Annotated in this window: 14 protein-coding genes and 1 pseudogene; 9 read left to right on the forward strand and 6 right to left on the reverse strand. The window is 66.0% G+C overall.

All coding sequences use genetic code 11. The features are described 5' to 3' along the window. Positions 1 to 4 precede the first annotated feature (4 nt). Positions 5 to 517: a peptide deformylase gene (gene def, locus G7079_RS00345; protein WP_166054466.1), complete on the reverse strand. Its 513-nt coding sequence runs from the start codon at positions 515 to 517 to the stop codon at positions 5 to 7. A 224-nt stretch (positions 518 to 741) separates the two neighbouring features. Here def and G7079_RS00350 point away from each other — a divergent pair, with 224 nt between their 5' ends. The 8 genes and pseudogenes from G7079_RS00350 (at position 742) to G7079_RS00385 (ending at position 8,761) form a co-directional block, all read left to right on the forward strand. Then, positions 742 to 1,878, forward strand: a complete 1,137-nt coding sequence (locus tag G7079_RS00350; RefSeq protein WP_166057776.1) for a LysM peptidoglycan-binding domain-containing protein — start codon at positions 742 to 744, stop codon at positions 1,876 to 1,878. Positions 1,879 to 1,952: 74 nt separating this feature from the next. After that, positions 1,953 to 3,093: pseudogene (gene dprA / locus G7079_RS00355) on the forward strand (DNA-processing protein DprA). 51 nt (positions 3,094 to 3,144) lie between these two features. Then, on the forward strand, positions 3,145 to 3,636 hold the full coding sequence (locus G7079_RS00360; protein WP_166054468.1) for a DUF494 family protein: 492 nt from the start codon (positions 3,145 to 3,147) through the stop codon (positions 3,634 to 3,636). A 178-nt stretch (positions 3,637 to 3,814) separates the two neighbouring features. After that, on the forward strand, positions 3,815 to 6,373 hold the full coding sequence (locus G7079_RS00365; RefSeq protein WP_166054470.1) for a DNA topoisomerase I: 2,559 nt from the start codon (positions 3,815 to 3,817) through the stop codon (positions 6,371 to 6,373). A gap of 28 nt (positions 6,374 to 6,401) precedes the next feature. After that, positions 6,402 to 6,824, forward strand: a complete 423-nt coding sequence (locus tag G7079_RS00370) for an Ohr family peroxiredoxin (protein WP_166054472.1) — start codon at positions 6,402 to 6,404, stop codon at positions 6,822 to 6,824. Beyond that, positions 6,821 to 7,384: a Sua5/YciO/YrdC/YwlC family protein gene (locus tag G7079_RS00375; RefSeq protein ID WP_166054474.1), complete on the forward strand. Its 564-nt coding sequence runs from the start codon at positions 6,821 to 6,823 to the stop codon at positions 7,382 to 7,384. The genes G7079_RS00370 and G7079_RS00375 overlap by 4 nt, the downstream gene beginning before the upstream one ends. A 44-nt stretch (positions 7,385 to 7,428) precedes the next feature. After that, positions 7,429 to 8,097 (forward strand): DUF4124 domain-containing protein, encoded by a 669-nt coding sequence (locus G7079_RS00380; protein WP_166054476.1) that lies wholly within the window; start codon positions 7,429 to 7,431, stop codon positions 8,095 to 8,097. Position 8,098: 1 nt separating this feature from the next. Beyond that, positions 8,099 to 8,761, forward strand: coding sequence for a hypothetical protein (locus G7079_RS00385; RefSeq protein WP_166054478.1), 663 nt, complete (start codon positions 8,099 to 8,101; stop codon positions 8,759 to 8,761). Here G7079_RS00385 and G7079_RS00390 read toward each other — a convergent pair. Beyond that, on the reverse strand, positions 8,749 to 9,528 hold the full coding sequence (locus tag G7079_RS00390) for an SDR family oxidoreductase (protein WP_166054480.1): 780 nt from the start codon (positions 9,526 to 9,528) through the stop codon (positions 8,749 to 8,751). The two genes, G7079_RS00385 and G7079_RS00390, sit on opposite strands and share 13 nt — an antisense overlap. Before the next feature lie 62 nt (positions 9,529 to 9,590). On the opposite strand from G7079_RS00390, the gene G7079_RS00395 reads away from it, so the two are divergent. Next, positions 9,591 to 9,833 (forward strand): hypothetical protein, encoded by a 243-nt coding sequence (locus G7079_RS00395; protein ID WP_166054482.1) that lies wholly within the window; start codon positions 9,591 to 9,593, stop codon positions 9,831 to 9,833. A 7-nt stretch (positions 9,834 to 9,840) separates the two neighbouring features. On the opposite strand, the gene G7079_RS00400 is transcribed toward G7079_RS00395, so the two are convergent. The 4 genes from G7079_RS00400 to G7079_RS00415 all read right to left on the reverse strand — a co-directional run bounded on the left by G7079_RS00400 (position 9,841) and on the right by G7079_RS00415 (position 13,765). Then, positions 9,841 to 11,007: a GDSL-type esterase/lipase family protein gene (locus G7079_RS00400; protein WP_166054484.1), complete on the reverse strand. Its 1,167-nt coding sequence runs from the start codon at positions 11,005 to 11,007 to the stop codon at positions 9,841 to 9,843. Then, positions 10,985 to 11,740, reverse strand: a complete 756-nt coding sequence (gene kduD, locus G7079_RS00405) for a 2-dehydro-3-deoxy-D-gluconate 5-dehydrogenase KduD (protein ID WP_166054485.1) — start codon at positions 11,738 to 11,740, stop codon at positions 10,985 to 10,987. The genes G7079_RS00400 and kduD overlap by 23 nt, the downstream gene beginning before the upstream one ends. Positions 11,741 to 11,762: 22 nt before the next feature. Further along, positions 11,763 to 12,611 carry a 5-dehydro-4-deoxy-D-glucuronate isomerase gene (gene kduI, locus G7079_RS00410; protein WP_166054487.1) on the reverse strand — a complete coding sequence of 283 codons (849 nt, stop codon included), beginning with the start codon at positions 12,609 to 12,611 and terminating at the stop codon, positions 11,763 to 11,765. 98 nt (positions 12,612 to 12,709) lie between these two features. Continuing rightward, the gene (locus tag G7079_RS00415; protein ID WP_166054489.1) at positions 12,710 to 13,765 is read right to left on the reverse strand and encodes a LacI family DNA-binding transcriptional regulator; all 1,056 of its coding nucleotides are present in this window, start codon (positions 13,763 to 13,765) and stop codon (positions 12,710 to 12,712) included. Positions 13,766 to 13,787: the final 22 nt, after the last annotated feature.

The following is a 13,787-nucleotide window of genomic DNA, read 5'->3' on the forward strand; positions in this document are numbered from 1 at the left end:
GCGGTCAGGCGGCGTGCTTGCGGGCTTTGGCGAGCTTCTTGCGCACCATTTCGCGCTTGAGCGGGCTCAGGTAATCGACGAACAGCTTGCCGTCCAGGTGATCCATCTCGTGCTGGATGCAGACTGCCAGCACGCCGTCGGCCTCGAGGCTGAACGGCTGCCCGTGGCGATCCAGTGCCTGCACGGTGATCACGTCGCTGCGGGTGACATCGGCATAGATGCCGGGCACCGACAGGCAACCTTCCTGGTACACCTGTTCGCCTTGGCGGGCGGTGATCTGCGGGTTCACGAACACCAACGGCCGGCTTTTGTCCTCTGTCACGTCTATCACCATGAAACGCTGGTGCACGTCGACTTGGCTCGCGGCCAGGCCGATGCCCGGCGCCTCGTACATGGTTTCGAACATGTCGTCGAACAATTGCTGGAACGACGGTTCGGCCAGGCGGGCGGCATCGACCTCCACCGCTTTGGTGCGCAGGCGCGGATCGGGGAATTCGAGAATCGGGAGCAGGGCCATGACGAGCAATCCGCTGAACAGCATTCGGGGCAAAGGGGCCGCAATTGCCGCGGCTGCCACGATTGTACCGCGCGAAAGCTGGTTGACCGCTTGCCAGGGTGCGGGTTTTGTGGGCTATAGTGGCCCGGCTTCAGGGGGTTTTTATCAACGGGAGCGGGGAGATGGCTGCCATGCTTGAACGCTTTTCTAATTTCGTGCGCGAACGTGCGCCGCGTCCGCGCGCAATGCGCACCATGCTGGCGGCGGCACTGCTGACGGTGGCGACCTATGCTGCCGCGGTGGAACTGCGCGGCGGCCATCCCGACAGTTACGTCGTCAAGCGTGGCGACACGCTCTGGGATATCGCCGGTCGCTTCCTGCAGAAGCCATGGTTATGGCCGGAGATCTGGCAAGCCAACCCGCAGATCAAGAACCCGCACCTGATCTATCCGGGCGACGTGATCAGCCTGGCCTACCTGGATCGCGTCGGCGTGCAGGCCGGCCCGCGCACCGATGGCCCGATCAACGCCGTGCCGCTGGGCGAGATCGAGCCGTTCCTGAAGGACCTGCGCGTCGTCGACAGCATCGACGGGCTGCCCTATGTGGTTGGCCTGGAAGAAGACCGCCTGCGCAGCAGCAACGGCCAGGTCGCGTATGTGCGCGGACTGGACGGCATCGCACCCGGCCAGCGCTACCTGGTGGTGCGTGCGGAGAAGCGCTACCGCTTCGTGGATCGCTCCGGCTATTGCTGCGATCTGTTCCAGACCGAGGATCTCGACGCGCGCGGCCAACACATGCGCGAAGCCGGCACCATGTGGAGCAACTGGGTGTTCCCGAGCAAGAACACCGAATTCATCGGCTACGAGTTGATGACCCAGTCCACCGGCACCGTCACCCGCGGCGAAGTCGCCGGCATCCAGGCCTCCACCCTGTTGCTGGACAGCGAAGGCCGCGAAGTCCGCGTCGGCGACCGCTTGATCCCGGTCGAAGCGCAACCCTACGACCTGCAGTTCTTCCCGCATGCGCCCAAGCAACAGCAGGAATACGGCCGGCTGCAGGTGATGTCGGTCGCTGACCGATTCACCACCGGCGGTCCACACGATGTCATCGCGATCTCCGGCGGCAGCGCGCAGGGCATCGACAACGGCACCGTGTTCTCGGTCTGGCGCCGTGGCAATTCGGTGACGGACAAGGTCAAGGACGGGCTGGATCGCGACGAGGACGTGACCCTGTTCGAGCAAAAGGTGCGCCTGCCGGATGAATTCGCCGGCCATGCCATGGTGTTCCGCACGTTCGACAAGGTCAGCTATGCCCTGGTCATGGACAGCGTGAAGCCGACCCGCGTTGGCTACGAGTTGAAGCACCCCGACGCACCGTACTGATCGCGGCGTTTTCCGACGCCATACCGCGACGGCGCCCGATGGCGCCGTCGTCGTTTGCGGCCGATGCTGGGCGAATGTCGAGATCGACCGAACAGCAAGACGAACAACGGGCCCTGTTGCGTCTGCTTGCCAGCGGGGCGGCAGCGGGCGCGCTGCGGCGGTTGCTGGACAGCCACGGCAACGCCTGCGCCGCATTCACGGCCGGTGTGCGCGACTGGGCCAGCCATGGACTGGATGCGGATGCCTGCAACGCAATCCGCAAGCCGGATGCGGCGACGATGGCGCGCGGCGAGCGCTGGCTGGACGATGCGAACCGGCAATTGATCGGCTGGGGCGATCCGGACTATCCGCCACTGCTGCGTCGCATTTCCAGCCCACCGCCAATGCTGTTCGTGGCCGGTGATGCCGGCTTACTGTGGCGGCCAACGGTTGCGGTCGTCGGCAGCCGCGTCGCGACCGCGGTGGGCCGGGCCAACGCGGCGACCTTCGCGGCCGCGCTGGCCGGGGCCAGCCTGTGCGTGGCCAGTGGGCTGGCGGCAGGCATCGATGCCGCCGCACATACCGCCACGCTGGAGGCCAATGGCGCCACCGTCGCCGTGCTGGGCACCGGGCCGGACATCGCCTACCCGCCGCGGCATCGCCCACTGCTGGATCGCGTCGCCGTTGAGGGGCCGTGGTCAGCGAGCACCTGCCCGGCACCCAGCCGCTGCGCCAGCACTTCCCCAGTCGCAACCGCATCCTGGCCGGCCTCAGCCTGGGCACGCTGGTGATCGAGGCCGCAGAGCGCTCCGGCGCGTTGATCACCGCCCGGTTGGCGGCCGATGCCGGGCGCGAAGTCTTCGCCCTGCCCGGTTCGATCCACAACCCGATGGCCCGCGGCTGCCATCGGCTGATCCGTGAGGGTGCCACCCTGGTCGAATCCGCGGAAGAGGTGCTCACGATCCTCGGGCCGTTGGCGGCTGACTTGGCTCGAGCCTTGCGCGGAGCGTTGGGCGACCCCATCCATCCCCTCAAACCATCACTCAAGCCTTTCTTCCGCCAGATCCCGACTACAACCGCTTGTGGCAGGCGCTCGGTCACGACCCAACCAGTATGGATGACCTGGTCGAGCGCAGTGGATTGACGACCGCCGCCCTGTCCTCCATGCTGCTGGCGCTGGAGTTGGAAGGGCGGGTCGCGGCGGAACATGGCCGCTACTGCCGGATCGGGGTCTGAGACGACGGTTTTTTTCTTCCACACGCGCCGTTGCGGCGCAGGCCGAGGGCCATGAAAGAAAGCATCCTGGACGTCCTGCTGTACCTGTTCGAACATTACTTCACCAACGACGCCGCCAACGTCGACGGCGATGACCTGACTGCCCAGAACGGCCTGCTGATGGGCGAGCTGACCGAGGCCGGCTTCTCCACCGCCGAAATCCGTCGCGCCTTCGACTGGCTGGACGCCCTCGCCCGGCAACGCCCGGCACCCGGCCAGCCGCGCAGCAATGGCCCCACCCGGGTCTTCCATGGCGCCGAGCTGGACAAGCTGGACACCGAATCGCGCGGATTCCTGCTGTTCCTGGAGCAGCACGGGATCCTGGATGCCGACCAGCGCGAGCTGGTGCTGGACCGGGCGATGGCGCTGGACCAGGAAGAGCTGGAGCTGGACGACCTGAAATGGGTCGTGCTGATGGTGCTGTTCAACCAACCGGGCAGCGAAGCCGCCTACGCCTGGATGGAAACCCAGATGTTCCTGGACGAGCCGGAACCCGTGCACTGAGCCCGCTTTTGCGGGGCTGCAGCCGCCGATTCAGGATCGCCGCGCTTGACACGGCCCCACCCCCCGTGATTCCACTGTAATAAGGAACAAGCTGAACGCCCGGGGCATCCGCTCCGGGCGTTGGCTTCTGCGGCGCACTTGCACGCCGCCTTCACCGCCCCACCGGAAGCTGCGCCACATGGCCAAGAACCTGCTCGTCGTCGAATCGCCCGCCAAGGCCAAGACGATCAACAAATACCTCGGCAAGGACTTCACCGTCCTCGCCAGCTACGGGCACGTGCGCGACCTGGTGCCGAAGGAGGGCGCGGTCGATCCGGCGCACCACTTCGCGATGCGCTACGAGACCATCGAGAAAAACGAGAAGCACGTCGAAGCGATCGCCAAGGCGGCCAAGTCCGCCGAAGGCATCTATCTGGCGACCGACCCGGACCGCGAGGGCGAGGCGATCAGCTGGCACATCGAGCAGATCCTGCGCGAGCGCAAGCTGCTGGACGACAAGCGGGTCGAACGAGTGGTGTTTACCGAGATCACCCCGCGCGCGATCAAGGAAGCGATGACCAAGCCGCGCGGCATCGCCATGGATCTGGTGGATGCGCAGCAGGCGCGCCGCGCACTGGACTACCTGGTCGGCTTCAACCTATCGCCGGTGCTGTGGCGCAAGGTGCAGCGCGGCCTGTCCGCCGGCCGCGTGCAGTCGCCGGCGCTGCGCATGATCGTGGAGCGCGAGGAAGAGATCGAGGCCTTCATCGCCCGCGAATACTGGACGGTGGAAGCCGAGGTCGCGCATCCCTCGCAGGCGTTCACCGCCAAGCTGAGCAAGCTGGACGGCAAGAAGGTCGAGCAATTCACCATCACCAATGGCGAGGATGCCGAAACCGCGCGCACGCGCATCCAGCAGGCGGCCGGTGGCTCACTGCATGTCACCGATGTCGGCGCCAAGGAGCGCAAGCGTCGCCCCGCAGCACCGTTCACCACCTCCACCCTGCAGCAGGAAGCCGCGCGCAAGCTGGGCTTCACCACCCGCAAGACCATGCAGGTCGCACAGAAGTTGTACGAAGGCGTGGCGATCGGCGAAGAAGGCACGGTCGGCCTGATCAGCTACATGCGTACCGACTCGGTGAACCTGTCGGCCGAAGCGCTGACCGAGATCCGCGACGTGATCGCTCGCGATTACGGCACCGCCTCGCTGCCGGACAAGCCGAACACCTACCAGACCAAGTCGAAGAACGCGCAGGAAGCGCACGAAGCCGTGCGCCCGACTTCCGCCCTGCGTACTCCTGCTCAAGTGGCGAAGTTCCTCAGCGACGACGAACGCAAGCTCTACGACCTGGTGTGGAAGCGCGCGGTCGCCAGCCAAATGATCCCGGCCACCCTCAACACCGTGACCGTGGAACTTGCCGCCGGCAGCGAACACAGCTTCCGCGCCAGCGGCACCACCGTGGTGGTCTCCGGCTTCCTGGCCGTGTACGAGGAAGGCAAGGACAACAAGTCGGCGGAAGACGAAGATGAAGGCCGCAAGCTGCCGTTGATGAAGCCCGGCGACAAGATCCCGCTGGACCGCATCCACGCCGACCAGCACTTCACCCAACCGCCGCCGCGCTTCACCGAAGCGGCCTTGGTCAAGGCGCTGGAGGAGTACGGCATCGGCCGTCCGTCCACCTACGCCTCGATCATCCAGACCCTGCTGTTCCGCAAGTACGTGGAAATGGAAGGCCGTAGCTTCCGCCCCACCGACGTGGGCCGCGCGGTCAGCAACTTCCTTAGCTCGCACTTCACCCGCTACGTGGATTACGACTTCACCGCCAAGCTCGAGGACGAGCTCGACGCCGTGAGCCGCGGCGAGGAAGAATGGATCCCGTTGATGGAGAAATTCTGGGGCCCGTTCAAAGAACTGGTCGACGAAAAATCCGAAAGCGTGGATCGCAGCGAGGCCACCGGCGCGCGCGAACTCGGTACCGACCCGAAGTCCGGCAAGCCGGTCAGCGTGCGTCTGGGCCGCTACGGACCGTATGCTCAGATCGGCGACAAGGACACCGATGAAAAGCTGGAATTCGCCTCGCTGCGGCCCGGCCAGTCGATGCACACGATCACCCTGGAACAGGCGATCGAGCTGTTCAAACTGCCGCGCAAGTTGGGCCAGCACAAGGACGAGGAAGTCAGCGTCGGCATTGGCCGCTTCGGCCCGTTCGCCAAGCGCGGCAGTGTTTATGCCTCGCTGAAGAAGGAAGACGATCCGTACACCATCGACCTCGAGCGCGCGGTGTTCCTGATCGAGGAAAAGGAAGAGATCGCGCGCAACCGCATCATCAAGGAATGGGCGGATAGCGATATCCAGGTGCTGAACGGCCGCTTCGGCCCATACATCAGCGATGGCAAGCTCAACGGCAAGATTCCGAAGGATCGCGAACCTGCTTCGCTGACGCTGGAGGAAGTGCAGCAGCTGCTGGCCGAAACCGGCAAGCCGGCGCGCAAGGGCTTTGGCGCGAAGAAGGCCGCTGCAAAGAAAGCCGTGGCCAAGAAGGCGCCTGCCGAAAAGAAGCCGGCGAAGAAAGCGGCCAAGAAAACCGCAACCAAGAAAGTCGCGAAGAAGGCGGTGAAAAAAGCCGCGACGAAGAAAACCGCGCGTCCGCTTTCAGCCGACATCGAACAAGCCAAATCCATGCTGACCCCGGCCAAGGTCGAGATCGGCAAGAAGCGCATCATCAAGAAACCGACGCGCGACGACGCACCATTCTGATCGACGCGCACAGCCACGAGAACCCGCGATGAACACCCTCGACAAAGTGCTTTACACCGCCCGCGTCCACACCACCGGCGGCGGCCGCGATGGCGGCCGTTCCAGCAGCGACGACGGCCATCTTGACGTCACCCACACCCCGCCCGGCCATGGCAACGGCACCAATCCGGAACAATTGTTCGCCGCCGGCTATTCGGCCTGCTTCATCGGCGCGATGAAGGCGGTGGCGGCGCGGCAGAGACTGACGCTGCCGGCGGACCTGTCGGTGGATGCCGAAGTCGACCTGGGCCCGACCGGCCAGGCCTACGGCGTCGCCGTGCGCATGACCATCCACCTGCCCGGCATGGACGCAGCTGCGGCCCGCGAGCTGGTCGATGCCGCGCATCAGGTCTGCCCGTATTCCAACGCCACCCGCGGCAATATCTCGGTCGACCTTCGCATCGCCGAATGAGTACGCGCAGCACGACCGCCGAAGCGGTGGCCGCGCTGCGCGCCGGCGGCGTGATCGCCTATCCGACCGAAGCCGTGTGGGGCCTGGGCTGCGATCCGCGTGATGAAGCCGCCACCCTGCGTCTGCTCACGCTGAAAATACGTGAAGTCGACAAGGGCCTGATCCTGATCGCCGCCGATGAAGCGCAACTCACGCCATTCATCGACATGGCTGCGCTCGACCAGGCCCAACGCGAAACGGTGCGCGCCAGCTGGCCCGGCCCGCATACCTGGATCGTGCCGGCATCGCCCGCTGCGCCGCGCTGGGTCACCGGCGCACATGTGGGTATCGCGGTGCGGGTCAGCGCGCATCCGGCCGTCATCGAACTGTGCAATGCCTTCGGCGGGGCGCTGGTGTCGACCAGCGCCAATCGCGCTGGTGAACCGGCAGCGCATGCCATCGACCAGCTCGATCCGGACATTATCGAAGGCGTGGACGGCGTACTCGCGGGCGAAACCGGCGGATTGGTGCGCCCCACCGACATTCGCGATGCACGCAGCGGCGCAGCCCTGCGCCTCTGAACTGCACCATTTGCGATTCAGCCGCGTGCGCGCAAGATGCACGCATGAAGCGGATCCTCGCCATCGTCCTGTTGTTGTTCGCGGCCCCTGCCGTGCGCGCACAAACCAGCGGTGAAGTGCGCATCTATCGCTGCACCGATGCCGCAGGCACGCAGGCCCTGCGCGACACGCCCTGCCCCAAGGGCCAGTCGCAACAGACCCGAGATATGTTGCGTCCCAAAGACGCCCCCAAGACCACGCGCCCAGCCGCCGCTCCGACACCATCGTCCGCATCGCAGCCGACGCCGACGCAGGTCGTCTACCTTGCGCCGCCGCAGCCGATGTACGAATGCATCACCCATGAGGGCAAGCGCTACACCAGCGACAACAGCGAGGGCAATCTGCGCTGGGTGCCGCTGTGGACGCTGGGTTATCCGGCAGTACGACCAGGAACCTCGCTCGGCAGCAATATCGGTGGCCCGCCACCGCGACCGGATCGGCCGATGCATCCGCCCATGCGCGACATCAACTGGCCGGTGGCGACCGGTGGCGGCACCTGGATCCGCGACGACTGCGCCATGCTGCCGCCAAGCGAAACCTGCGCGCGCCTGCGTGATCGTCGCAGTGAGATCCGCACCCGCTTCTTCAACGCAATGCCCTCCGAGCGCGACGTGCTGCGGGTGGAAGAGCGTGGCATCAACGCACGCCTCGACAACGACTGTGGTGGCCACTGACATGCGCAAGACGATCGTTATCGCAACCGGAATCGCCTTGTTGCTGGCGCTGGCACCACGCGCAGCCCCGGCGCAGGAAACCGTGTTCTACAAATGCACGAACGCCAAGGGCGAAGTGTCGATGCAGAACGGCACGCCCTGCGCACCTGGCATGAAGCAGGAAATCAAACGCATCGGATCGGTGCGTACGGTGCCGGTGCCGGCGGCCAAGCCGAAGGCGGAAGCGGCGCCGCCCGCTCCGGTCTATGGCGAATTCCAGCTGGTCAGCGGCCCGAACATGAAGCGCAAGCCGTCGCCCGAAGCCTCCGGCTTGCCACCACCGCCACCGCTGTATCAATGCACCACCTGGGAAGGCGACGACTACCTCGGCGAAACCGCAACGCCGGAGCCACGCTGTGCACCGCTGGAGATCACCGGCATCGATGGCAGTGCCGGCCTCGGTGCCGGAAGCGCCTGCGAAATGAAGGAAGACAAATGCACTGCCATTCCCGCCGAAGGCCTGTGCGAAGCATGGCTGAGGCGACTGGACGATGCCGATTTCAAGTTGAAGTACGCCGGCAACAACAACCGGAATGAACGGCAAGCGGCGTTCGACGCGATTGACGCGAAAGTGAAAGCGAGCAACTGCTCGCCAGTGGCACCAACACCGGCTCAGAAGCCGTAACGCAGGAACCCACCGTCCACCGCGATGCATTCACCGGTGATGTAGCTGGATGCCGGCAGGCACAGGAACGCCACCGCTGCGGCCACTTCCTCCGGCTCGCCGATGCGGCCCAGCGGCGTGCGCAGCAGCACTTCATCCAGGTAATCGGGATCGGACAGCTTCGTTGATGTCCGCCGGGTGCGGATGTACCAGGGCGCCACGCTGTTGACGCGCACGCCGTCCTCCGCCCATTCCACCGCCAGGTTGCGGGTCATCTGGTGCAGCGCCGCCTTGCTCATGCCGTAGGGCGCGCCGCTGCGCACATGGGTGATGCCGGACACACTACCCACGTTCACGATGGCGGACGCCGCGTGCTTGGTCAGCAACGGATATACGCCGCGGCACAACTCGAAGGCCGAGAACAGGTTGGTCTCGAAGATCTCGCGCCACTGGTCTTCGCCGTAGTCCAGCGCGGGGCGGGTGACGTTGCCGCCAGCGTTGTTGACCAGGATGTGCAGGCCGCCGTGGTCGGCGGCCCAATCGAGGACTTCGTTGCGCTGTTCCTCGTCGGTGACGTCGGCGGCAAGCGCCAGCACGGCGTCCTCGGGACCGGGGAATTCGTCTTCGAGGTCGGTACGCATCCGTTCCAGCAATTCGCCATCGCGCGCCACCATCAGCACCTGTGCGCCCAGGCCCAGCAATTCGCGGCAGATCGCAAGGCCAATGCCGGCGCTGGCACCGGTCACCAGCGCGCGTTGTCCGTCCAGTCTCCAGCGGAGCGATGTCATGCGCGGCCTCGAAGGGTGAGCTCAGGCGTAGGATAGGCCGCGAACCACTCCGAGGCCACGCCATGCATCGCAACGCCCGCATCGCCGCCGCATCGCTCGCCATCGGCTTGCTTGCCGCGTGTTCGCCGCCGAAGCCACCGGAAGAGGAACGCCGCCCCGAGCCGCAGGCGCAGGCCGCCGCGCAACCGCAGTCGGCCATCGTGCAAACCGCCGAGGCCTACAAGGACCGCGCGCGCAGCGCCGAATCGCAGCAACTGGAAGCGGCAGACCAGCAGCGCGCGCAGATCGACGCGGCCACGCAATGAACCTTGGTCAGTCCGCGGTCTTCGGATAGGCGAGCAGGATCACCAGGTCGTCCTCGCCGGCCTGCTGCAACGCATGGGAGCTGCCGGGACGGGTGAGCATCGCATCGCCGGGGCCGACATCGCGAATCGTCCCGTCGACGATATAGCGGCCCTTGCCGCTGACCACGTAATAGATCTCGTCCTTGTCGTGCTGGTGCAAGCCGATGCCGGCACCCTTGTGCAACACGCGCTTGCGAAAGAAGAACGACAGGCCGGACGCATCGGCGAACAGCGGGTAGGCGGTGGTGGTGCCGGCACCGCCGTGCGGACCGGGTTGCTGGCGCGCCAGGCCGGCCACGTTCACCACCAGCGACGGATGCGCTTGCGTGCGGCGATCTTCGAGCGCGGTGTCGCGCGCTCCGCAGTCGGTATCGCGCACGACCTGTTTCGCCAATGGCGGATCCAGCGCTTTCCAGCCAGCCACCACCAGGCAGGCGACCAGTACCGCGCCGCGTTCCTGCAGGTGGGTATCGTCGGCCTGTTGCTGTTCCGGCACGTGCATGAAGAACGGCTTTGAGGCCTCGTCGCCCAGCGCGCGCAACCAGGCCATCGAGGCCGCGTTGAGATCGATCAGGCCGACGCCTTCGCGCTGCGCCAGCGTACGCACCGCCGAGGCATATTCGCCATGTGTGTCCAGCAACTGGTCGATCTTGCTGCCGCGCTCGAACTTGCGCCGCGCCAATGGCGTGATGAGGATCGGCGTCGCGCCCTTCGCCCGCGCCAGCGCCACGTAACGCATCAACCATTGCGGGAAGGCCTCCGCGGGTTCGTTGTAACGCGTCGGGTCTTCGGCCTTTTCGTCGTTGTGGCCGAACTGGATCAACAGCACATCGCCGCGCGACAGCGATTTTTCCACCGGCGCCAGCCAGCCTTCTTCGATGAAACTGCGCGAACTGCGGCCGGACTGCGCATGGTTGCGCACCTGCCACGCTGCGGGATCGAGGAAGGACTGCAGCTGCATGCCCCAGCCCTGCCGCGGTGCGCGTTCGGCGCCGTATTCGCTGGCGGTGGAATCGCCGACGATGAACACATGTCTTGCAGCCGCTTGCCGCGGCTCTGCAGCAACGACCTGCAGCGCCGCGCCCAACAGCGCGGCGCACCACAGCCAGCGGTTAGCGCGCCAGCCAGCCACCATCGACCGGGATGATCGCGCCGTTGACGTAGTCCGACGCACTGCTGGCCAGGAACACGGCGGTGCCGCCCAGGTCGGCCGGCACGCCCCAGCGGCCCGCCGGGATGCGGTCGAGGATCGCCTTGTTGCGGTCTTCGTCGGCGCGCAGCTGGGCGGTGTTGTCGGTGGCCATGTAGCCCGGCGCGATGGCGTTGATGTTGACGCCCTTGTTGCCCCACTCGTTGGCCAGCAGGCGGGTGATGCCGGCGATGCCGGACTTCGACGCGGTGTACGAGGGCACGCGGATGCCGCCCTGGAAGCTCAGCATCGAGGCGATGTTGATGATCTTGCCGCGGCCCTGCGCGATGAAATGGCGGCCTGCCGCCTGCGCCATGAAGAACGCGGACTTGATGTTGACGTTCATCACCTCGTCCCAGTCCTGCTCGCTGAAATCGACCGCGTCGGCGCGACGGATCAGGCCGGCGTTGTTGACCAGGATGTCGAGCCCGCCGAGCCCGCCGAGCGTTTCCTGCACGATGCGGTCGATCGGCTCCAGCGAGGACAGGTTGGCCTGGATGGCGACGAAGCGCCGGCCCAACGCCGTCACCATCGCCTCGGTCTCGGTGGGCGGCGCGATGCCGGCCGCGGCGATGTCGGCGCCGGCTTCGGCCAACGCCAGCGCGATGCCCTGTCCCAGGCCGGTGTTCGCGCCGGTGACCAGTGCCACCTTGCCTTGCAGGCTGAACGGATTCGTCATCGTGTGATCCTCGTGGTCGCGCTTACTTGAGCTGGCAGATGTCGAGTACGTGCATGTCGGTGTAGTCCAGGTTTTCGCCGCCCATCGCCCAGATGAAGGCGTAGTTGCTGGTGCCGGCGCCCATGTGGATCGACCACGGCGGCGACACCACCGCCTCGTCGTTTTTGACCACGATGTGGCGCTGCGATTCCGGCTGGCCCATGAAGTGGTAGACGCGGTCGTTCTCGGGCAGGTCGAAGTAGAAATAGACCTCGCTGCGGCGGTCGTGCAGGTGCGGCGGCATGGTGTTCCACACGCTGCCGGTCTTCAGCACGGTCAGGCCCAGCAACAGCTGCGAGGACTGGCAGGTGGCCGGCACGATGAACTGGTAGATGGTGCGTTCGTTGCTGGTCTCCAGCGCGCCGCGCTCCAGCGCCACCGCGTCCTTGATCGACAATTGCTTGGTCGTGAAACGCGCATGCGCCGGGGTCGAGGCGAGGTAGAACTTCGCCGGGTTGGCCGCATCGTCGGAGGCGAACACGACATCCACGCTGCCCATCGCCACGTACAGGCCATCCTTCGGGCCCAGCGCGAAGGTGGTGCCGTCCACGGTGACCGTGCCCGCACCTGCGCCGACATTGATCACGCCCAGCTCGCGGCGTTCGAGGAACGGATGCCCGGCGGCCGAGGCCGGCTCGGTCTGTTTCGGCAACGCGACCGTCTGCGATACCGGGGCCGCGCCGCCGATCACGAAGCGCTCGTTGTGCGAATAGTTGAGCTGCACGCTGTCGGCCACGAACAGGTCGCCGACCAGGTAGCGGTCGCGCAGTTGGTCGTTGCTGGCGCCGGCCATCATGTCCGGATGGGTGGCGTGGTAGGTCTTGCAGAACATGGACGCTCCGTCGCTGCGATCGTGGATTCAGGTGCAGTCTAGCGGCATTTGGTAACCGGTGTCATTACGCGGTGCGTCAAATCTTCGCCATGGGCCGCTCAGGCTGGCGGCTGGGTGGAATCGCGGATGATCAGATGCGGGCGGATGCTGGCCGCAGCCAGCGCATTGGCGCCTTCCGGCTGCAGCAGCATGGCGGCGGCGATGCGCCCGGTATCGCGGGTATTGCGCCGCACCGAGGTCAACGCAGGCCATAGCCGCGAGGCCAGCGGGCTGTCGTCGAAACCGACGATCGACAGCTCGCGCGGGATGCTGATCCCGGCGCGCATGGCGACCTTGTACACGCCCGCGGCCATCTCGTCGTTGCCGGTGAAGATCGCGCTGGGCCGCTTCTTGCCGGCCAGCAATTGCTCCGCCGCGGCCACGCCGGATTCGAAGGTGTAGCCGGCTTCGACGATGCGCGACTTCGGCAGTTCGATGCCACGCCGCCGCAACACTTCCAGGAAGCCGTCGGTGCGCTCGATCGCCGAGCGATACGCGCTTGGGCCGGTGATCAGGGCGATATCGGTATGGCCGAGCGAGAGCAGGTATTCGGCGACTTCGGCGGCACCGTTGCGGTCGTGGGTGACCACCATCCGCGACGGATCGTCCATCGCCACCGAGGCGATGCGCGCGTAGCGGCAGCCGATATCGGCCAGCATTTCCGCCAGCGCATCGTCTTCCGATGCGCGCGGCACCAGCATCACCCCGTGCAGCTTCTGCTGCTGCGCGAAGCGGCGCACGCCATCGATGTAACCGGGGCTGCGGCTGTCGCAGGGATGCACGACCAGCTCGAAGCCGGAATCGCGCAGTGCGTCGAGTGCGCCGTATTGCATGTTGACGATGTACTGCGCGGTCGGGTTGTCGTAGACCATGCCGATCAGGAACGACCGCCGGAACGCCAGTGCGCGTGCCATCGGATCCGGCGAATAGCCCACTTCGCGCATCACCGCTTCCACCCGCTCGCGGGTATCCGGCTTCACCAGCGGCGACTTGTTGATGATCCGCGACACGGTCTTCTTGGACACGCCGGACAGCCGCGCGATGTCGTTGATCGTCGACGCGCGGGTCGCCGGCTTGGCGGTGGAAGAGGTTTCGGGCGGTTTGCGTGCGGGCATGTGCTTGGGTCGGGTCGCGTGC

The organism is Thermomonas sp. HDW16 (assembly GCF_011302915.1).
Taxonomy (GTDB): domain Bacteria; phylum Pseudomonadota; class Gammaproteobacteria; order Xanthomonadales; family Xanthomonadaceae; genus Thermomonas.